The sequence below is a fragment of the Natronorubrum aibiense genome, assembly GCF_009392895.1.
GTDB classification, from domain to species: domain Archaea; phylum Halobacteriota; class Halobacteria; order Halobacteriales; family Natrialbaceae; genus Natronorubrum; species Natronorubrum aibiense.
Window position 1 is genome coordinate 135,790 of record NZ_CP045489.1, and the last position, 19,883, is coordinate 155,672.

17 protein-coding genes and 2 pseudogenes are annotated in these 19,883 nt (G+C 57.8%); 9 read left to right on the top strand and 10 right to left on the bottom strand.

What is annotated here, in order from left to right; translation table 11 throughout:
* Positions 1-163 precede the first annotated feature (163 nt).
* Both GCU68_RS17135 and GCU68_RS17140 read right to left on the bottom strand, forming a co-directional pair.
* Positions 164-478 carry a 2Fe-2S iron-sulfur cluster-binding protein gene (locus GCU68_RS17135; RefSeq protein WP_152943829.1) on the bottom strand — a complete coding sequence of 105 codons (315 nt, stop codon included), beginning with the start codon at positions 476-478 and terminating at the stop codon, positions 164-166.
* Complete coding sequence (locus tag GCU68_RS17140; RefSeq protein WP_152943830.1) at positions 479-1,882, bottom strand: selenium-binding protein SBP56-related protein; 1,404 nt, start codon at positions 1,880-1,882, stop codon at positions 479-481.
* Between the two features lie 156 nt (positions 1,883-2,038).
* Here GCU68_RS17140 and GCU68_RS17145 point away from each other — a divergent pair, with 156 nt between their 5' ends.
* Complete coding sequence (locus GCU68_RS17145) at positions 2,039-2,758, top strand: helix-turn-helix domain-containing protein (RefSeq protein WP_152943831.1); 720 nt, start codon at positions 2,039-2,041, stop codon at positions 2,756-2,758.
* Here the strand turns inward: GCU68_RS17145 and GCU68_RS17150 are convergent.
* Positions 2,759-3,039: pseudogene (locus GCU68_RS17150) on the bottom strand (nucleoside-diphosphate kinase); the annotation flags it as partial.
* Between the two features lie 271 nt (positions 3,040-3,310).
* Here GCU68_RS17150 and GCU68_RS17155 point away from each other — a divergent pair.
* From GCU68_RS17155 to GCU68_RS17170, 4 genes are all read left to right on the top strand, one after another.
* Complete coding sequence (locus GCU68_RS17155) at positions 3,311-3,592, top strand: HalOD1 output domain-containing protein (RefSeq protein ID WP_152943832.1); 282 nt, start codon at positions 3,311-3,313, stop codon at positions 3,590-3,592.
* Positions 3,593-4,584: 992 nt separating this feature from the next.
* Positions 4,585-5,946 carry an ethanolamine ammonia-lyase subunit EutB gene (locus GCU68_RS17160; protein ID WP_152943833.1) on the top strand — a complete coding sequence of 454 codons (1,362 nt, stop codon included), beginning with the start codon at positions 4,585-4,587 and terminating at the stop codon, positions 5,944-5,946.
* Between the two features lie 2 nt (positions 5,947-5,948).
* Complete coding sequence (eutC, locus tag GCU68_RS17165) at positions 5,949-6,725, top strand: ethanolamine ammonia-lyase subunit EutC (protein WP_152943834.1); 777 nt, start codon at positions 5,949-5,951, stop codon at positions 6,723-6,725.
* 11 nt (positions 6,726-6,736) lie between these two features.
* Positions 6,737-8,185, top strand: coding sequence for an ethanolamine ammonia-lyase reactivating factor EutA (locus GCU68_RS17170; RefSeq protein ID WP_152943835.1), 1,449 nt, complete (start codon positions 6,737-6,739; stop codon positions 8,183-8,185).
* A gap of 225 nt (positions 8,186-8,410) precedes the next feature.
* On the opposite strand, the gene GCU68_RS17175 is transcribed toward GCU68_RS17170, so the two are convergent.
* Positions 8,411-8,845, bottom strand: a complete 435-nt coding sequence (locus GCU68_RS17175) for a toxin transporter (RefSeq protein ID WP_152943836.1) — start codon at positions 8,843-8,845, stop codon at positions 8,411-8,413.
* Between the two features lie 385 nt (positions 8,846-9,230).
* On the opposite strand from GCU68_RS17175, the gene GCU68_RS17180 reads away from it, so the two are divergent.
* The gene (locus GCU68_RS17180; RefSeq protein ID WP_152943837.1) at positions 9,231-9,503 is read left to right on the top strand and encodes a hypothetical protein; all 273 of its coding nucleotides are present in this window, start codon (positions 9,231-9,233) and stop codon (positions 9,501-9,503) included.
* 415 nt (positions 9,504-9,918) lie between these two features.
* On the opposite strand, the gene GCU68_RS17185 is transcribed toward GCU68_RS17180, so the two are convergent.
* From GCU68_RS17185 to GCU68_RS17200, 4 genes are all read right to left on the bottom strand, one after another.
* On the bottom strand, positions 9,919-10,575 hold the full coding sequence (locus GCU68_RS17185; protein WP_152943838.1) for a hypothetical protein: 657 nt from the start codon (positions 10,573-10,575) through the stop codon (positions 9,919-9,921).
* Positions 10,572-11,156, bottom strand: a complete 585-nt coding sequence (locus tag GCU68_RS17190) for a hypothetical protein (RefSeq protein ID WP_152943839.1) — start codon at positions 11,154-11,156, stop codon at positions 10,572-10,574. Before GCU68_RS17190 ends, GCU68_RS17185 begins: the two co-directional genes overlap by 4 nt.
* A 347-nt stretch (positions 11,157-11,503) precedes the next feature.
* Positions 11,504-13,210, bottom strand: a complete 1,707-nt coding sequence (locus tag GCU68_RS17195; RefSeq protein ID WP_152943840.1) for an ATP-binding protein — start codon at positions 13,208-13,210, stop codon at positions 11,504-11,506.
* A 576-nt stretch (positions 13,211-13,786) separates the two neighbouring features.
* Positions 13,787-14,377 carry a DUF7342 family protein gene (locus GCU68_RS17200; protein ID WP_152943841.1) on the bottom strand — a complete coding sequence of 197 codons (591 nt, stop codon included), beginning with the start codon at positions 14,375-14,377 and terminating at the stop codon, positions 13,787-13,789.
* Between the two features lie 551 nt (positions 14,378-14,928).
* Here GCU68_RS17200 and GCU68_RS17210 point away from each other — a divergent pair.
* Positions 14,929-16,206, top strand: a complete 1,278-nt coding sequence (locus GCU68_RS17210) for a carboxylate--amine ligase (RefSeq protein WP_227015030.1) — start codon at positions 14,929-14,931, stop codon at positions 16,204-16,206.
* Positions 16,207-16,257: 51 nt separating this feature from the next.
* On the opposite strand, the gene GCU68_RS17215 is transcribed toward GCU68_RS17210, so the two are convergent.
* Positions 16,258-16,767 (bottom strand): IS110 family transposase, encoded by a 510-nt coding sequence (locus GCU68_RS17215; RefSeq protein WP_227015032.1) that lies wholly within the window; start codon positions 16,765-16,767, stop codon positions 16,258-16,260.
* Positions 16,768-16,983: 216 nt separating this feature from the next.
* Here GCU68_RS17215 and GCU68_RS17220 point away from each other — a divergent pair, with 216 nt between their 5' ends.
* Positions 16,984-18,210 carry a putative manganese transporter gene (locus GCU68_RS17220; protein WP_152943844.1) on the top strand — a complete coding sequence of 409 codons (1,227 nt, stop codon included), beginning with the start codon at positions 16,984-16,986 and terminating at the stop codon, positions 18,208-18,210.
* Between the two features lie 136 nt (positions 18,211-18,346).
* A pseudogene (locus GCU68_RS17230) lies at positions 18,347-19,053 on the top strand (dicarboxylate/amino acid:cation symporter); the annotation flags it as partial.
* 169 nt (positions 19,054-19,222) lie between these two features.
* Here GCU68_RS17230 and GCU68_RS17235 read toward each other — a convergent pair.
* A complete protein-coding gene (locus tag GCU68_RS17235; RefSeq protein WP_264373494.1) occupies positions 19,223-19,861 on the bottom strand; it encodes an RNA-guided endonuclease InsQ/TnpB family protein in 639 nt (212 codons plus the stop codon).
* Positions 19,862-19,883 lie beyond the last annotated feature (22 nt).

Sequence of the window (19,883 nt, forward strand, 5' to 3'; positions counted from 1 at the left end):
ATTAGTCGCGCCGGAACGTTCGACGTCCGACGCATCGGTCTCTGAGTGTTAGATTGAGTATACTATGCCAGTTTTGTTCAAATCGATATCCGTGTTTCAGACAGGAGCGCGGCGAGGGAGGCAACGGTCGCCGCGTGGGCGAGTCGTCTCATTTCAGTTCAGTTCATTTCCACGGGTTTGGGACGAGGTCGGCCTGCACCTCGGCGCCGACCTCGATTCGGCAGTCGGAGCGGGGTTCAGCTATGCAGAGGAGCACGTAGCCCGCCTGTCGGTGCCGGGGTTTCAGCCCATTCGCTCGCTCGACGTGGACGAGGTCGCCATCCAGGAGACGCCCGGTGCAGGTGGCGCAGGCGCCGTGCAGACAGCCGTAGGGGACGCCAAGGCCGTCGCGCTCGGTGGCGTCGATGACCGTCTCCCCCTCGGCCACCTCAACGGTCGCCTCCCGGCCGTCGCGCCACTCGAGAGTGACCCGATGCATCTACTGCCAGACGTCGCTGGTGCAGTCGCCGCCGGGCCAGCGAATCTCGTGGGCGCGGGCCGGGCCACCCGGGGCGTCGCCGAAGTCGACGAGGAAGTCCTCGTCAAGTTCCATCCGTCCCTCGTCGGGGTAGACGTCCGCCTTCATCATTAGCGACCCCTTCTCGCCGATTTCGGGGTAGAACTGGTTGTCCCACGAGGAGAACAGAGACGTCGTCCAGTAGATGCGCTTGCCGTCGCGGGAGAGCTGGAGCATCTGAGGCGCGCCACGGATTTCAGTGCCCTGAATCTCCTGTCGGTCGGCGAAGTTACCACCGGTCCAGATCCGATCGACCAGCCGAGGGTTGCCGAAGTCGCTCACGTCGTACATCCGCATGTCGCCGTGCAGCCAGTTCGAGAAGAACAGGTACTGGTCGTCCAGTGAGAGGACGATGTCCGTCACGAGACCGGGGACGGGCATGTCCCAGTCGGGATGCTCGCGGGACTCGACGTCGATGACCTTCTCCCACTCCCACACGCCGTCGCTCTCCTCCCAGAAGCGGAGGATGTTCGAGGAGAGCGCCGCACCGACGTAGCCCTGGGTCTCCTCGGGATCGTGCGGCATGCGAATCTCCAGCGGAATCTGCCCCTCCTCGCCGAAGTTCAGGGTCTGCTGGTGCTCCTTGTTCTCCCAGTCCCAGATGTGGATGCTGTCGCCGTACTTGCCCTCCTCGACGTCGTCGAGATCGAAGCCAGGGTAGTAGGTCTTCGGCGCAGCCCACTCCGTCGAGATCATCACGTTGTGACGGGGCTGGTACCAGTAGTCGTAGTTCATCTCCATGTCGCCGCGGTCGGCTTCCCAGTGGCCGTCGATGGAGAAGTCGCTCTGGTCCAACTGGAGGAAGCCACCGGGGAGTTCGCCGTTGGCGTCCCCGAGCATACTGATGACGACCTTCCCACCGGGGACACAGTGGACCGTGTGCGGCGCAGACAGATCGTATTCGAAGATCTCCTCGGGTTCGATGACCTTCTCGATCTCCATGTTACGCGGGTCCTCGGCGTCAAGGATGTGTATGCGGGAGGACCGCTGTCCGGGGACGATGAGGTGATCGCGCATCAGTCCCTCGGTGTGACACGATGACGAACAGGAGTTCCAGCCGAAGTGGTGGAGTTCGTCGCCCTTGTTCGGCATCTCGACGGTGTCGACCAGTTCGCTGTACGTGTCCGATTCGGGGTCGAGGTCGACGACGCCGATGAAGTCGGAGCCGTCGACGTCCATCCCGACACGGAGCGCGATGACGAACGCCGTCTTCTCGCGCTCCGACTCGGTCCGCATCGCTGCGGGCGTCGGATAGCCCGGTCCCTCTACCTCGTGGTGTTCGTGTCCGTGCTTCTCGGCCGTGCTGCTGGGTTCGTCAGTGCTCATGCGAGGCAGTAACACTCACATGACGGCCATAAATAATAATTGAGTTGTCGAGCGACAACTCGTGTCGGTTGCTCGACCTTAGGGAAACCTTATGCGCTGGCCGACGTACTCCCGGAGTGTGTTCGTGGTGTCCCACGACGACCGGGAGGGTGCCTGATGCGTGAGTTCACGTTCGATATCGTGTACGAGACGGGTTCCGATCCGGTGATGGACGTGTTCATCGAGCATCCGACACTCGTCGCCAAGGCGTTACACGGCTGTGTAACCAAGGACCGCTTCTGGCGCATCGAGCGCCTGATCGGTCCGACGGCGGCGCTCGACGCGGTCGAACGACTCCGCCTCGACGAGACGGTACGGACGGCGTCAGTGACCGAGGCGGACTGTTCGGCCATGCGGTACCACGACGTGCTGGACCGCTCGGACGACGAGCGGGTGATCTACACCCACGTCGAGGACGTCGAGGACGGTGAATCCGTTCAGACACTCGCCGGTCGGTATCTCCCCCACGGATCGCTCTACTGCACCTCGCGTCGGGAGAACCGTCACAGCTGGCGTATCTTCATGAAGTCCGATGAGAATGTGGGCCTGTTGCACGACGCTCTCGACGCGAATCTGCGGGCGGGACTTGCCTTTCGTATGGGTCACCTCCGCAACGCCGAGGGGTGGGGACACAACTCCTTAGGATCGGTGGTGCTCCCCCCTGACCAGCGGACAGCGATGCGCGCAGCCCTCGATCACGGCTACTACCGGACGCCGCGAGAGGTCACGTTGGACGACCTGGCCGAGGAGCTCGACGTGCCACGGTCGACGCTCTCCTATCGGTTGCGTCGGGCGGAAGAACGGCTCGTGTCGGGGTACCTCGGCGAGACCGGCTAGCTACTCGTTTAGCCAGGTCTCGATGATCCAATCGTAATCCTGGAGTTCGTCCTCGGAAAAAAGAGGTCGATCTCCCGTTCGTTTGCGCCCTCGCTCTCGTGGCCGGAGCCGTGGATGACGTTCCAACCGAGGTCGAGACCGAAGTCGCCGCGGATGGTGCCGGGGTCGGACTCGGCGGGGTCCGTCTCGTCCATCATCGCCTGGACCTGCCGGGTGGCGTCCTGGCCCTCCCAGACCATCGCCATGACCGGACCGGAGGTGATGAACTCGACGAGATCGTCGCTCGGGACGGTGCCGAAGCACCAACGTCTCTCGGTCGCTGTCGTAGTCCTTCAGCTCGAGCGGTTTACCATTGCTCCGGTGGCATGGAGGTGGTGATCTCCGCTGGACCGAACAGGCGAAAATACCGATTGACACTATCTTCTGAATAAGTAATTCTATTTTGCGTTAATCACAGGTTTCCTATAATGATAGACTTCTTCATGAAAACTGTTCATAACCGGTTGTCTGACGCACGTCATTAGAAGAACATCTGGTTTTATATGTTGGTTCATGGCAACGGTGATTGTGCAGACTACTCAATCACTCAGTCTGAAGATTGTAGAGAAAATCGCCAAACGTGAAGGAGTTCAACCGGAAGAACTCAAACCACCAATTCACTCTGCAATTGATACGGACGCACTTGATTCGCTCTATCAATCGAGTGACTCTGACAGGGGTCCGTCCAAAGTTGAATTCCGATACAAAGGCTATACAGTGATAGTCGATAGGGCAGGTGATGTGGATGTCGAGAAACACGTAGCGGCCTTGGAACCTGATAAAACCGTAGCGTGATTCTCTCTGCGTCTTAGGACTGAATTTTGATATATTACTAGTCCGTATCAACGACTACCTCAGTGGCAACCTCGAAAGTCATTGCTCGCGTCGATAGCGTCTCGGCAATCCCCGACGCTGCTCGAGCGTTGAAGTCGTCGCGCTCGAGAACGAAGTGATTCCGGGAACCGAGCGAATCAAAGTTGGAATCGAGTCCGTGCTCTGAAGTGGTCTTGACGTGGGAATTCTCATCGTTCATATCCAAAAAGCAATATTATTCACTGGTATTCTTTTCAGCGCAGCCAGTGAACCACCTCGGGATCAAACCCCGAGAAACGTTTGAATCGGTGGTGTGTAGGCCGACCAGAGAGAGCTTTCCCGATGAGTCACAATAGGCCTTGGTTCTGCATTCTGGCGAAGAGACTCTATGTCCAGTTTGCCGCTCATATGCAAATTCTCGAGTGCCGACAGCGCAGCATCAATCGGTACATCGATCTCATACTCGGAGTGAAGTGCCTCGGGGACAAGCCCCGAGGAACTCGCCCTGTTCAGTCTGTAGATTAGTGATTGGATAGATGGGGGATCCGATCGGACAGTAGAGTGAGAGAGTACATTTTGTCTGTTCTTGGGTGAGATGGAGGTAGCAATGAGATCCACAGGGAGAATGAAAGAGTACATGTTATCGCTTAAGGATTCAGCGCAAACGGTAATTTGACCAGAAATCTGCCTGTGATCGATTCGTTCGAGCCGCAACCAACACGGGAATAAATTCAGCACGGAAACTCACCAAAACTGAAATAAACCCACGATATTAAATAACCTCAACACGATTGTATAACTTAGTGAGTCAACGCTAGCGAGCTTAGATATTGCTGTGTACGTTGCAGCAATAATTGGCTGGCTTGTGGCTGGCTACATCATATATCGTACAATTGGATATGTTCGTGACGTACCTTTATCCGACGGACAGAGCGAACAAAAATCCATGTCCCGATTAAAAAATAAAACCAATTATGACTGTCCAAACCAGTTATTCCTCTGCCGGGGATCAGTTCAACTCTATCGCCGAGGTCCTCGCGAAAGCCAACGAACCGAAGACAGGCGATGAACTGGCGGAGATCGCGGCCGAATCGGATGCCGAGCGTGTTGCGGCCAAACGCGCCCTCGCTGGTATGCACCTCGAAACGCTGCGGGAGAATCCGGTTGTTCCGTATGACGAGGATGAGGTAACGCGCGTTATCCAGAACGCTGTCCGAGAACCGATCTATGATCGGATAAAAGACTGGACAGTTGCTGACCTCCGCGAGTTTCTCGTCGATAGTGCAACAGGCGAGAACGAGATCGCGGCGATTCGGCCTGGTCTGACGAGCGAGATGATTGCCGCAGTGACGAAGCTCATGTCAAATATGGATCTCGTGCTCGTCACCTCAAAGATGGAGGTCACGGCCCGCTGCAATACGACTGTCGGTGAGTCGGGTACACTCTCGTTTCGACTGCAACCGAATGATCCCACAGACGATGTCGACAATATTGTTGACGCGACCCGAGAAGGGCTGGCCTACGGCGTCGGCGATGCGGTGATCGGCGTCAACCCGGTCACCGATACCGTAGAGACGACAACGCGAATCCTCGAGGCGACCCACGACTTCATCAAGGAATGGGGTATTCCGACGCAAAACTGCTGTCTTTCTCACATTACCACACAGATGGACGCTATCCGCGAGGGTGCGCCCGCTGACTTGGTGTTCCAGAGCTTGGCTGGCACCGAAGTTGGCAATGACGAGTTCGGAATTGACGTCGCTCTGCTCGACGAGGCTCACGACCTCGCGCAGCGTCGCTGTCGATCGTCGGGACCGAACGTGATGTACTTCGAGACGGGCCAGGGCGCAGAACTCTCTAGTGACGCCCACCAAGGAATTGACCAGCTTACACTTGAGGCGCGCTGTTACGGCCTCGCGAAGCGGTACGACCCGTTCCTTGTCAACACCGTCGTCGGCTTCATCGGTCCGGAGTACCTCTACGACGGCCAGCAGGTCATCCGTGCGGGCCTAGAGGACGTGTTCATGGGTCAACTCCACGGCATCTCGATGGGAATTGACGCTTGCTACACCAATCACATCCAGGCGGATCAGAACGACATCGAGAATCTCTCGGTCCTGCTTGCTGCCGCGGGGACGAACTACTTCATTACGGTGCCGATGGGAGACGACGTGATGTTGAACTACCAGTCGAACAGCTACCACGACGCCGCCACGCTATGGGAGATCTTCGGCCTCGAGCCGACGCCCGCGTTCCGGGAGTGGCTTGAGGAGATGTCGCTCTGGGAGAACGGCCAGTTGACCGACCGAGCGGGTGACTCGACCATCTTCACGTGATCATGTCATTCAAAAACAATTCTCCCCGCGAGACCGACCTGATCGAGGACTGCACCGACGAAGAGATCCTCCGCCACATTGTCGATCGAACCCCCACGCGGGTGGGGGTCGGCCGCGCTGGCCCGCGCCCGCGAACCGACTCCCTGCTTGAGTTCAGGGCGGATCACGGCGTTGCGCGCGACGCCGTCCTCTCGCACGTCGACAGCGATGTGATCCAAGAACTTGACCTAGTACATCTGGAGACGCGAGTCGTAGACAAAGACCAGTACCTAGCCCGCCCCGACCTCGGCCGAGAACTCGCCGCCAACAGTATCGATATCTTACATGATCAGTGCGAACACGAACCTGAGGTCCAAGTCGTCGTTGCCGACGGGCTCTCCTCGACGGCCGTCGAGATGAACGCCCCGGAGCTGTTGCCGGTTCTGCGCGACGGCCTTTCCGATCGCGACATCGAGGTGGGAACCCCAGTGTTCGTCGAATATGGCCGCGTCAACGTGATGGACGCGATCAGCGAGGAACTCGATGCCGACTGCTGTATCATTCTTATTGGAGAGCGCCCCGGACTCAAGAGCGCCGAGAGCCTGAGCGCGTACCTCGCCTACGGGTCGGAACGCGGCATGCCGACTGCGAAAAAGTCCGTCATCTCGAACATTCACGACGGTGGCCTGCCGCCGATTGAGGCCGGCGCCGAACTCGTTGACCTGATCGCTGAGATGCTCGAAAAGGAAGCCAGTGGGATCGACCTCCGCGAGGACGATCGTGAATTCAAACCGGACTAGGTGCACAATCCGTGAGTAACCATTCGAAGACACTGACGAGCATCGGTGTGGACGTTGGGACGACCACGACCCATGCGGTCGTTAGCCACCTACGCGTCGAGACGCTGCCGGGCAGTGGTACTTCGCCGACCATTACCGACCGCGAGATCGTCCACCGGGGAACGGTCCGCGAGACGCCGCTAGTCGATCCTGAGACGATCGACGTCGATCGGGTGGCTGCGATCATAGACAGCGAACTTGCAGCAGGGGGTGTCACGCCGGCAGAGATCGACACGGGGGCAGTGATCGTCACTGGCGAGACCGCCCGCCGTGAGAACGCCGAACCGCTGGTCCACCGACTTGCTGACAATACCGGCCAGTTCGTCGCGGCGACAGCTGGCGCATCGCTCGAAGCTGTCCTCGCCGGTCGGGGCTCGGGTGCAGAGGCTCGGGCCGCTGAACTCGGTGGATGCGTCGCCAATGTGGATATTGGGGGTGGGACGACGAACGTGGCTATTTTCGACGCTGCGGAATCAAACGACAACAATGTCACTGTTAGAGAGACCCGCTGTCTGGACATCGGCGGTCGTCTCGTCACGTTCGATGACGCAGACCGGGTTACTTCGATTTCTCCGCCCGCGCGGACAATTGTAGAAGCAGTCAACCTACCAATCACCGTTGGCAGTTCACCGGATAAGGCTGCTCTTAAGACGCTCGCAGTTACGATGGCCGATTTGATCGTTGACCTGTGTACGGGCCCGCCATTCGACGCTCTTACGCGTGTGCTCGCAATCGGTACCCTTCCTGACGAACCTCTCGATCTGAACAGCGTTGTTTTCAGCGGCGGCGTCGGTCGTCTTATCGCATCGCCACCGGCAGATCCGTTCGCGTACAACGACCTTGGTGGGATGCTCGCAGCCGCGATTGCAACTCACGACCGCGTCCGATCGTGGTCAGTCTTCGATCCCACGGAGGACATTCGCGCGACCGTTGCTGGCGCAGGGACAGAGACGATAAAGCTCAGCGGCCGCACCGTTTCGCTTGATCTGTCGCTGTTGCCTTTACGAAATGCACCCGTCGTTGCTGTTTCTGACCTTGTGGATTGTTCAGACGATCAACTTGAGCGCCGGTTTGAGGTCGCCCTCGAAACACTCACCGACCTCCATGACCCCGATGCGATCGACGGCATCGCGCTCTCGATTGACGAAGTCGGACCCCTGATGTATGAACGCCTCAAAATCGTTGTTGGAGCGCTCGCGGCCGCACTTCACTCGATCCCCTCGTCACTTCCTGTGGTTGTCGTCACACGCCAGAACTGTGCGAAGGCCCTCGGACAAATGCTTCGCCGAGAAATTGACCAGCCCCTGATTGTTATTGACGAGATCCCCTCGACAAACGGCGACTATTTAGACATAGGTAAACCGGTGGCCGATAATGGAAGTGTCCCGGTAGTAGTAAAAACTCTGGTATTTGGCCAGTGAATTATAACTAAGTATTAGACCGGAAAGTGGGGCTAATCGATTCAACGAACACAGAGTCAGAGTCTTCTGCCGGACCAGACCCGTCGCTTCTGTCCGTGAAAGCACAGTGCCTTCGATTAGGCGGTTATACTACTCATCAACGGCACTGAGAGCCGGCTCATCGAACTCGAGTCAGGTACGCAAAAATACGCGGAACGAAATCAGGGTGTGGTTTCGACAGCGACCTTAGAGGATGCTCAGGAGGTTCTCGATGTCGAGTTCCTGTCTGAATTCGCTTTCGGCTTCGGTGTCAGCATCCTGATCCTGTTCGGACTCTTGGGCGTTTTCTAGGTCGAGATCAGCGTCCATGCCCTGGAATCCGACATTCGTCTGGTCTGCGTCGTTGCCAGCGTCGGCGTTACCGTCGAGTGTCGCCGCGATGTTGCCGCCCTGGTAGAGCTTGTTCTGCTGGGTCTGTTCCTGCTCCTGGTCGACCTCAGCGTCGTTGCTAGCGTCCTGGTCGTTCTCCTGATCCTGTTCCGTCGTCGCTTCCGCCTCTTGCTCGTCGAGGTCAGCGTCGTTCTCGATGTGAGTGTCTGCAGCTGCTGTTCCGGCGAATCCTATGAACGTGAGGCTCCCGATCAATGCGACCGTCAGTGCAAGTGTGAGTGCGCGTTTCATGCCTTATTGTTATACCGCGTGTCAGGCACACCCCACCCCGGTGATGAATATGAACCCCGGGGACGGTTTCAATCAAAATCGCGAATTAGACGGTTTAAGGCAGACAAAACGACGTTATTGCGGATGAGAATATCGTCTGTCCGCGTTCGATACGGGATATCTAAACAACGGTGAGAGTTCAACGCGCGTGAGAGGTACCCCGCTGCAGTCGCTGGAATTTGCACCTCGAGTCCGCTCAGTGGTCATCGAAAGGCGATCATTCAGGTGGAGTCTAGTCTGAAACAGTCGGGACGCAGACACAGTACCTGCAGCCAATTATGAGAAAACCCGTATTCGACGGGTACTGTTAAGCGGATCACTGCCGAAATGAGCATATAGAACTGCAATGGCTGGCATCACAGATCCACGACCACCACTCCCGGAGTGGATTCGCGAGTGCTACGACTTACTGTGCTCCCATGCAGATCCACCTGATAATGGAAAAGCCGCTGTTCAGGTGATCGAGTACGATGATGCCACCGACGTGCTGCTCTCTGATTCAGAGTTAGCACTCGAGCAACGGGACGTCGAGTACGCGCTTACGCGACTCCTCGAGCGAGGCTACTTCTACGAAGTCGAGGACGAACTTCGGGTCACATCTCCAGAAGAGCAGTGTTAGCTACCCGTCAAAGAGCTGTCTTGCACGTCGGTGACCTCCTCCCCGATGTGAACGGCGAGGCTTCCCACGGCACCGCACCGCTGGGTTGGGATATTTGCTGGTTCGTAACCCGGTCGGCATGACTAGGCTACTGGCGGGACCACACCGCCGTTACTCCTATCCTCGGCATGAGGACTCGGAGTTATCTTGTTGACCGAGACACCACAGCGGTTCGAGAGGGTGTCTCGAACGTTCTGGTTCTCGGAGTCCCGATATTGTGCATTTGAGTGGCGGTGTGACCGCCCCGGTATACGTCATGCTACAGTGCGAAGTTACTTAAATATCCGTATTGCTGCCGAACGTTGATTGTGTCAGCGTTGTCGGATTCACGCCCGCCGTAAACGGCGGGATTCTCTCCTCGAAGAAAGATAATTGCTCACGATGAATCACTGGTTCGGCTGAACCGTCGACTGACAAGTCCCGCGACGCCGTCGAAGTAGCCGGTTCCCCATAGGGCGACGAGCAGCGCGCCGACCGCGTTGTACAGGAGGTCGAAGACGATGTCGCTCGTTCCGTACTGGGCTAGCACCGGTTCACCGCCAACGACGCTTGCCACGCCGGCGGAGGCGAATTCCATAATCTCCCAGAGGACGCCGAACGCGAGGACAAAGATGAGGATGAACACGAAGCGGAATTCGCCGGGAACTGTGACTGACTCGGCGGACTGATCGAGTGCATCAACGATGGCGTATCCGACGCCGGCAACGAGTGTCGCCGAGACGGTGTGCGTCACCGAATCGTACCAGCCGAACATCTCGTAGGGGCCGAGTGCGCCGGCCGCGTGGAGAAACGCAGCCAATGCGATCCAGAGTGCAAGACCGGCACCCATCTCGTGAGTGAACTCGCGGCGTACGAGGGCGGGCAGGAATGTAAGGGCCAGCGGGATGGCAGCGTTCACAACCAGTCCGAGATTGACCGTGACAAGTGCATAGCCGACGATGATCAGTAACAGGCCCTGGATCAGTCGGACGGCGTGCCAGCACCGGCGCTCAGAGAGGCCCAGCACGGTGTTGACATCGCTGTCAGTCGTCATGACGGATCACCCGACTGGCTACGATGACCGACGCTGGCGGTATCATGCCGGTAAAAGTAGACCACGAAGAGGACAGCCGCGAGTCCGCCGAACGCGGTGGCATAGATGAGGTCCCACATTAGTTCTCCCTTTGTCGTGAGAAATGATGTTGCAAAAGCGATATCGGAGACCCATTGAGCGATCACCCAGAGACCGGCAACGGCCATCGTCGCGAGAACGACGAATGCGACGGCAAATCGTGCGGACATTTCGATCGTTGTGAAGGCGTCGAGCTCAACGGTGACGAGTAGCGCGGTCGCGGCGACGGTGAGGAAGCCAGCGATTGGGAGAGTTCCGTACAGTCGAACCCAGATTGGGATGGCGGCCACTGCCAGTACTTCCCACGGAGGCATCACCAATGCGTCCCGTCGAACGATCGGTGGGACAAACGCGAGGGCCACGATCGCCAATGCGAGGGTTGCCCAGAGAAACGAGCCCTGCCAAACGGTCGCGATGGAAGCGACGATGATCGAACATACGATCAGCCAGGCGAGTGCCGCGTTTACCCGTTCGTTCTCAATAAGTGATTGTAGAACTGGCATATTCTACTCCTCACAGCAATGCGTCGGTATATTTCCCGACCTGATGGCGACCGTCTCAGTCGGCCAACCAGCGATCGTTATCGGTCCTAAGTCATGCTCACAGGTCCCCATACATATTGCTTAGATAGATGGACGGAAACCGACGCGGCTTTCACACTAAGATAGCAGTTCCCATGGTCTATATACTTGGGTCAACTATCCCGTCCTTAGAGCACCAAAGGCGCTCAGGGCGGGGTAGTTGACATCAGCGCACTATGCCGATCTCGAGCCACTGCACTCTCCTCGAGTCGGTTCGACATCTCACCTCCCGATTACCGAACGTGGCCAAAAGCGATGACTACGTTCTGCTAGAGCCCCACCCCGTACTCTTCGAACACGGACGCAAATCCCTCGTCGATGACCTGCTGGACAAGCTCCGCGAACGAACTTCGATTCCCTGGATCCTCAACGAGCGACCGAAACGTGTTTTCGAAGTGGTGCCCATGAGAAGGCCGATCACGACTCGAGGTCTCGTGGGCTGCTTCATGCAACATCACGAGATACAGGTCGTGCATCCAGACGGCACGCTGGCGACTCGTTACAGCTGAGTCGGTGATCACGATGTACGTCCTGCCATCGGTCCAGGCATCGGCACTCGCCTCGCCGTAGTACACATCTCGCTCAATTTCAAGCTCTTTTGCTAACACTCGAGCGAAGCGAAGATACCGCTGCTGGTCAGCGTTCAACTGCGATTCATCCTCGATGCGATGATAGCCCGTCCACACACCTTCTGACTCTGCTTGCTCGCCAACATCGAACGCTTCCGGCACCGCTATCGATGTGTCCTCGTCTGTGGCGAGATCGCGGAGCCGCTGCGTCGCTGAATCACTTGTATCGAGGACGACGTAGCCACGCTCGACGAGTTTGTCCGCACCTTTCTGGGCACCATCGATCCACCCAATCCTCGGGGCTGCCTGGATCTCCTCGAGACTGATGCGGGATTCGGTTGCTAACTGGAACAGCTTGCGATTGGCCCACTGCTCGTCTGATGCATCACTGCTGTCGGATGCCATCGCCTCGATCATTACTTCCCGACTCTCGGCAGTCAGCCGATCGTCCGAGACATCCGCATACAGGTCGTCACGAGCCTGCTCGAGTGCGTTGTCGATCCGCTGCCAGCGGTCACAGCCGGACTGGATGTCGTTACGCGCAAAGTTCAGCGTCAAGTTCCCTTTCGAGACGACGATCCCGCCGAGTCCGTACTCGCGCTTTGTCGTCACGTACAGTCCGTTGCTGTATATGTCGAGCCCGTCGTGGGGTGTGTACTCGAGTGCGAGGATTGCATCCTCAGTTTCGCGAGTAAGCGACGGGTGTGGTGAGTCGGCCACCGCCTCGAGTGGATCGCCCTTATCGACTGACTCGCCATTGATCATGACCGAGACGCCCGTTCGGGATTGGACGTATGCGAAGCGTTTGCGAAGATCGCGAACGTAGCGCCGCCAGCGGTAACTGTCCGGATCTGGCACTTCGTCTTCGTAGTGATCGATCTCGACGAGCATCCCTTCGAGATGATGCTCAGCGTCCACGAACTGGCCATCGCGACCGCTGATATCTGCCCACGGTCCGGAATCGCGTCGATTGCGATAGTCAAAACACAGTGCGGTGTCGTGACTCCAGATTCGAACCGCGCCCTTCGCGATGATCGCACCCTTGCCGATGCCCCACTCTCCGATTGTCTCGTCGTCAGAGCGCTGCTTGCTTCCCGCACCAAGCACCGACAGGTTGCGTCGGCCCTCGGCCGACTCGAGATCGACACCAGCGCCATCATCGAGGATGAGCGATCGTTCAGGTGAGATGCTGACCAGAACCCGAGTTGATCCAGGACTGTCGATTCCATTTTGGACCGCTTCACGGATCGCGTCTGTGAGATCCGCCATCTGATCTTCAATGAGATACGTTGCAACTTGCTCGTCAGCCGTCATCGTCACGGTTTCGTCAGTCGATGGTTGACGGGTCTGCCTCGATTCAGTCGTTTCGTTCGTGGCGAACTCTGCTAACGTCGGATGTTCTGTCATGGTGTCCACCCCTGTGGCACCACAAAAAACCGAGCAAGCGGTCACCGGTCAAATCTTGACCGATGTCTGCCAGTGAAGACTGTATCTCTCGCTTTGTCAAGAAGGGTTTGACGCCGTATTGAGGTGTGACAGATCACCAGTTTCGTACGCTCGCCGCCAAAGTTTCAGTACCGCTCGGGTGACTAGCCGTGGTTCTTCGACCTGGAGGCAGGATTGTTCTGCCGTATCAGCGAGTGCGTTCGGTGGCTGGTGAAAGTGCTTCTCTGGAGAGTGGGGGGTCGGATGGTTGTCGAATCTCCAGTTCACACCGTGTTTGTCAACGTAGTGGAACCGGTACGCTCCGGACGTGTACCACGTAACGTCCAGGCGACACCACTCCGCGTCACCGGTTCCATCAGTGAACTGAATCTGCACTTCGTGAGGATTGAGGACGCTATCGAACTGCACTGCTTCGACGAGGGGTTCGTCCTGACTGAACAAATCTCGGATGAGCCGCATCGTCGTAACGTCGGGTGATCCGAGATCGGCTGACTGCTCTTCTGGTGAAATACCGGCTGAGTCGTCGCTGGGCATATATTACGCCGAGAGATTTTCAGACTCACCGGCTAACGCTCCTCGAGACGAGTTGAACTGACTTGCATCACTACCGCGTTCGCTATCCGGATCGAAGTCGTACAGCGAAAGTGCCGCCTGAGCGACTTTCAGATTCTCTTTTAATCCTCGCCATCTCGAGATCGCCGCCCATCCTTCGCCGTTATCGGCTTCGAGTTCGAGTGCGAGATCGTCCGGGTCCGTTGCACCGTACTTTTCCTGGTAGGTGCTGATCCTCTCTTTCATGTCGCGAATTCCCTCGATGAGCTCTTCTTTGGTCAGCTCTGAGTGCAATTCCTGGATCCGACTCATCGCGACGGTCTCGCGAGAACGCTTGTATCTCGTCCCCTGACCCGTGTCATCGATTTCGGCTAGACTGGAATCAGCGAGTGTTTTCAGGTGCTTTCGTGCGCTTGGTTCGCTCACGTGAGCTCGCTCGGCAATCGCGCCTGCATATTGAAACGATGTCGTCGTGAGCAGGACTTCCTTGACTCGGTCGAAAGGGGTTGTCTCGGCTACCCACTCCTCCGTAACAGCCTCGTTGACATTCCCATCCCAGTGCTCGTATCCAGTCATTGGTTCATCCTCTCTACGATACTGCCACAAATATAGTTTTCCACTAGCTACCTATATTTTTGTGACATTGCGATCTGGGCGAGGTATTGACATCCTCTCGCGCCTGAAGACGTCCCCAGAACGCGTAGCGTTTTGGTGTGCGAACGAGACCAATGGTCTCGTTAACGCGGGAATCCCGAGCGTTGGGATATTAGGGTTTGCAGTCCACCACTTGTTCCCTCGGTGAGAATCCGTGGGGCAAGTCATGAAGGTAGACTCCGGGCTGCGCCAACCAGCCGGTACTCCTATCCCCGTCCAAACTGGACGCAGACTCCGGAGACGCACCAGTAAACGTGCGTATAAATGGTGGGGCGTTGAACGGCAAGAGTCACCAGCCTATTGCCGATGACTGATTACCGGAAGTCCACATCAAAGCCCTACCTCAAGGACCGAGGCGCGTAGCGCCAAGGGAGTAGGGTAGGGTAGTTTACTTGACTGTATACCGTTCCTATCCTGAGAAAGTACTGCGATACGCGCTGCATATCTTTAGCTTGACGGGGTGTCCTCGGGATATGGCTCAGCCTATGGACGGGAATTCGGTGGTCGTTCCGGCTATTAATTCCGCGAGTTCCGTCTGCTGCCTTCGGTCTCTGGGTAAGCGTGGCATCACCACCATAGCCGTCTCAGAGAAGGGGTCGCCACCAGCGTACTGGTCACGGTACGTTGACGAGACGGTCCACGTTCCGTCGTTCACTGATGACGTGGTGGCATACAAAGATGGGCTTCTGTCACTCGCTCGACGTGACGACGTACAGGCTATCGTCACCCTACGTGAGATCGACGTCTACGTCCTCTCCAAGTACCGCGACGAGTTCGCCGAGCACATCACACCGACGTGGCCGTCGATGGAAACACTGCAGACTGCCCAGGATCGGGTTCGGCTCGTTGAGGCCGCGGCGGACGCTGGGGTTAGAGTCCCTAAAACCAGGCTTCTCAGCGAAGTCGAGAACTGGGACCAAAAACAGATCGTGAAAGGTCGGTACGCTATCCTCGCAAGCGAGTACGTCGATTCCTATTCCGAACAGGAGTACGGCTTCGCCGGGACCACTATGTATCTCGAATCCGGTAGCGAACCTGACCGCGAGCGCGTCCAGGCTGAGATGGGCCATGACCCCATCGTGCAGGAGTACGTCCCGGGCGAAGAGTATGCTGTCTGGGCACTCTACGACCACGGCGATCAAGTTGCGACTTGTCTGAAGGGTCAAGTCCGCGCATATCAGTACGAGGGCGGGACGAGTGTCTGCCGAGAGACAGTCGAGATGCCTGAGCTCCGTGAAGCGGGCCAGATACTTCTTGATCAGCTTGACTGGCACGGCCCCGCTGCCGTTCAATTCATGCGCGACGACGAGTCTGGCGAATTCGTACTTCTCGAAATAAATCCTCGGTTCTGGGTGTCGCTATCATGTGCTGTCCGGGCTGGCCTTGATTTCCCGTACTACCTCTGGAGGATGGCTACTGGTGAGCCCATTCTGATCGACGAAGAGTACGAGGTGGGGGTTATGACCCACCTTTTGCGGGGCGAGCTGGTCCATCTCCACAGCGTCCTGCGGGGAACGAATCCGTACATCAATCCGCCCGCGTTCCGAACGCGAGCGTGGGAGGTGGCCAAGTCGTGTTACGATCAGCCGAATTTCGATTACCTGACGCTCGACGACCCTGGGCCGTTCGTCCGCGATATATTGAACCTTGCGGACGGCGTCACAGACCTATTTGATGCGACGTCGGACAGCGAGTCGAACGTATCGGGTGAGGTGGAACGCGAGGAGTCGGCGGATCAACCCTCGAGATGACACGACAATCGACCACGTCGTCGTCAACCTCGAAGATGATCGTTGTTTCTCTCATCTTGACGGTCCACTCGACTGGTTTACCAAATAGATTTTACAATAGCAGTTCGACGATTTGATATCCTCCACACGACTGAAGTCGTGGGCATTCTCCTCGATGTTCTGTAAAACCGCAAGATGGGCATCAAGAACCGCTCGATCGACCTCAGAGAGCGTGAGTTCCGCGCGGAACTCACGCCCGGTTGGGCCGAATAGTTCGCGGCTGTATTGGTTACCAGTTCTCTTGAGAACTGCTCGGACACGGTTTTTCTCCCGAGTTCGATCTTCGACGAGTGCCTTGCATGCGCGAACGAGGTCACGTCGTTCGCGCACGTCCTTGGGCGGCACATAGCTTTCAGCGACGAGGTTTGCACGCAGAAGATGTGCAAGCACCTTCGAATCGACGCGATCGGTTTTGACCTTCGCGTCGGCGATTACACGTGTTTTGCTCGGGTTGGCGAGCGTAACGTCCATGTGCTCGTCAAGCGTTTCGTAGTCTCCTTCAATCCCAGCGCACTCGTTCACCGACTAGGGGCTTAAACAGGATACTCATAAAGCCAGAGCCGCCTTTCCGTACATTTTCGTCCAGTCGATTCGGTCACCGCTGTTCACTCGCCAATGAGTCCTCGTCACCAGCTGCAAGCAGTGACCACCAAAAAGTATTTGCTCCACTACCGTAAATATATTTTTAGATATGGCTAATCCTCAGTCCTATCGTATCCAAACTGCGAGTGAGAAGCCATGAACGAACTGCTGGAAGTGTTCTTCGCGTCGCTCCGGGACGGCTACGTGCAGGTTAGTACGTTCGTCGCAGTGACAGTGCTGGCGTTCGGTCTCATTCAGTACAGGACCGATGGCGCGTTGCTCGCGACGATCGAAGACAACGAGCGGCTCCAAGTGCTGTTCGGCGGACTCCTCGGATTAACTCCTGGCTGTGGCGGTGCGATCGTTGTCATGCCGCTGTACGTCCGCGGGACGGTCAGCTTCGGAACCGTCGTCGCGACACTGGGTGCGACCGCCGGTGACTCGGCATTCGTCATTCTTGCGCTCGCCCCTGAGGCCGCGCTCTACGCCTACGCCATCGCTTTCGCTGCCTCCGTGGCCACGGGCTATCTCGTCGATTCTGTTGGTCTGGGAGTCACCCGCGTCGATAACGCCGTCTCACGACTCTCGCCCACCGCGACGCCTGACGGTGGCACTGTTATCAATAGCGGCATCGGGCCAAATCCTTCCCACGACTACGGCTGTCCGGCCCCCACCCATGCCCACGAATCAGGGCCGGACCGCCGCTCTCGAGTCCTCACGCCACTTTCTCATCTCGCACACGTCGCGTGGTGGGGGACCGCCGTCGTCGGTCTCATCCTCGGCTCGCTCTACCTACTGCGCGGCGGTCCCGAGGTTGCCCTCACGTTCGGGGTCGGCTTCGATGGTCTCTTCACGGTGATCGGCGTCGTCGGCGCGGTACTATCGCTGTATCTCTACGCCGTCGGGCGCCACTATGTCGGTGAGGGTCAGATCGCCCGCGCCCGTGACTCGTTTTCGTCGGTCTACGACACGCTCACCCATGCGGCGATGGAGACGAGTTTCGTCACTGTATGGGTGCTTGTGGCGTTCCTGATATACGAGTATGCTGTCCTCCTGACAGGGTTGAACGTCGCCTCCGTCGCAGCGGCTGCTGGCGTTCTCGCACCGATCGGCGGCGCAGCCGTCGGGTTAATCCCCGGCTGCGGTCCGCAGATTCTGCTGGCGAGCGTCTACGCTGAGGGTGGGCTCCCCTTCTCGGCGCTGACCGCCAACGCGATTGCCCAGGATGGCGACGCCTTATTCCCGTTACTGGCCGTCGACGCTAAGGCCGCCATCGTCGCCACGATCTACAACTTCCTGCCGGCTGTCGTTGTCGGCATCGCGCTCCACCTGCTATGGGGGCCAGTCTTCGGGATGGCTGAATTCGGGTTCGGTGTACTCTGATCGGCGTTGGGCGGGACTTCTTGATCCGTGCTCTCTTGGTGAGCGATACCACCAACTAACCTAGCGAAATTTTGCTCGTGTCTCAAACTGCTCCGTTAAATAGGGTGACGACGTGGCGATCACAGTGACTCACAGAGTTATGCAGTTCGGCGTGTTCACGCTGATGGCGGCGCTGTTCGGAGAAGTCGGCATCCAGGCCATCGGGGCGTATTTCACCCTCGCGGCGACGCTCACGCTCGCCATCGGTTCCAGATCGGGCTGGTCTACCTCCTGATCATCATTCGAGGCACGGTCGGCGTGTCGCCCGTCGCCCTCCTGCGTGGTATCAAGGAGGCACTCATCACGGCGCTCAGTATTCGGTCGTCCACCGCGACGTCACGATGTCGAACGCCGACGAGAACCTGGGGATCAAAGAGCGCGTGTACGGCTTCTCGCTCCCGCTGGGGGCGACGATCAACATGGACGGGACGGCGATGTACCTCGGCATCGTCGCCATCTTCGCGGCGAACATCGCCGGCGCCTCGCTCTCGCTATTCGAACAGTTCACGGTCTTGTTGACTGCGCTCCTCATGAGCATCGGAACTGCGGGCGTTCCCAGCGCGAGTCTGGTCATGATGGCCGGGGTGTTGACCCAGGTCGGGCTGCCACTCGAGGTGATCGGGATGATCGCGGGTATCGATCCGCTGCTTGATCGCCTTCACGATGAACAATATCGCCGGCGATCTGGCAGTGACCACCGTCGTCGCGAAGTGGAACGATGCGCTCGACCTCACGTCCGGCGTGTGGGCCGACGCACCTGCCGAACTCGGTGAGGGAGCCGCCAGCGCGACGAACGACGACTGAACAAATCCTGGCGGAGAAATTTTTCGACGAACACGGCCGAAACGGACCGATCGTCGATGCGGCGGCTCGAGCGCCTATCGGAAACGGCGTGTTGTACGGGGCGGGCACGGCATCGCTCGAGGCGTACCGCCAAGACGAATTGACTGTGACATCGTGAATCACCTCGGGGTCAAGCCCCGAGGCTTCCTGCTTCGATGACGCGCTTTGCAGACACCGTAGTGGTGTCCGTAGGGAGCGCAGTCTCCACAGGCGTGGATTCGGGCCATCCCAGCCCTAGTTCAGAAAAGCCGCGTTGAAGGACGTTCACCGCCGCATTCGCATCACGGTCACACTCAAATCCACAACTCGGGCAGGAGTGTTCCCGCACCCAGATGGGTTTCGCTGTCTCCGCACCACACTTTGCACATTCCTTCGTCGTCCCCTCAGATTCGACCTGCACGACGTGCGTGCCGTACAACTCTGCCTTGTATTCGAGCAAGTTGATGAACTGTCGCCACGCTGCATCCTGCTTGTTGCGAGCGTTCCCGTCGCCCTGAAGCATTCCAGCTACGTCGAGGTCTTCAACGAACACGGCGTCGTACTCTTTGACGAGCCACGTCGTGAGTTTGTGCTGGTAGTCAAGCACCTTCCGACGAAGGTGTCGCTTGACCGTGGCTACTTCCTTTCGCTGCTTCTCGTAGTTGTTCGAGCTTTTTTCCTTCCGTGAGAGTGTGCGTTGCTCTCGGCGGAGTCGTTCGTACAAGCCAAAGAAGAACTGAAAGCCATCGACTTCTTCGAATCCGGCGCACCCGGTCTCGACCGGTACGATCGACCGATCACAACGAGAACGA

Bases quoted from the DNA above. Each gene is read 5' to 3' on its own strand.
- GCU68_RS17200 (WP_152943841.1), bottom strand. From the start codon at position 14,377: ATGACTGGATACGAGCACTGGGATGGGAATGTCAACGAGGCTGTTACG.
- GCU68_RS17195 (WP_152943840.1), bottom strand. From the start codon at position 13,210: ATGACAGAACATCCGACGTTAGCAGAGTTCGCCACGAACGAAACGACT.
- GCU68_RS17160 (WP_152943833.1), top strand. From the start codon at position 4,585: ATGACTGTCCAAACCAGTTATTCCTCTGCCGGGGATCAGTTCAACTCT.
- GCU68_RS17140 (WP_152943830.1), bottom strand. From the start codon at position 1,882: ATGAGCACTGACGAACCCAGCAGCACGGCCGAGAAGCACGGACACGAA.
- GCU68_RS17135 (WP_152943829.1), bottom strand. From the start codon at position 478: ATGCATCGGGTCACTCTCGAGTGGCGCGACGGCCGGGAGGCGACCGTT.
- GCU68_RS17145 (WP_152943831.1), top strand. From the start codon at position 2,039: ATGCGTGAGTTCACGTTCGATATCGTGTACGAGACGGGTTCCGATCCG.
- GCU68_RS17220 (WP_152943844.1), top strand. From the start codon at position 16,984: ATGAACGAACTGCTGGAAGTGTTCTTCGCGTCGCTCCGGGACGGCTAC.
- eutC (WP_152943834.1), top strand. From the start codon at position 5,949: ATGTCATTCAAAAACAATTCTCCCCGCGAGACCGACCTGATCGAGGAC.
- GCU68_RS17175 (WP_152943836.1), bottom strand. From the start codon at position 8,845: ATGAAACGCGCACTCACACTTGCACTGACGGTCGCATTGATCGGGAGC.
- GCU68_RS17190 (WP_152943839.1), bottom strand. From the start codon at position 11,156: ATGCCAGTTCTACAATCACTTATTGAGAACGAACGGGTAAACGCGGCA.
- GCU68_RS17185 (WP_152943838.1), bottom strand. From the start codon at position 10,575: ATGACGACTGACAGCGATGTCAACACCGTGCTGGGCCTCTCTGAGCGC.
- GCU68_RS17155 (WP_152943832.1), top strand. From the start codon at position 3,311: ATGGCAACGGTGATTGTGCAGACTACTCAATCACTCAGTCTGAAGATT.
- GCU68_RS17210 (WP_227015030.1), top strand. From the start codon at position 14,929: ATGGCTCAGCCTATGGACGGGAATTCGGTGGTCGTTCCGGCTATTAAT.
- GCU68_RS17180 (WP_152943837.1), top strand. From the start codon at position 9,231: ATGGCTGGCATCACAGATCCACGACCACCACTCCCGGAGTGGATTCGC.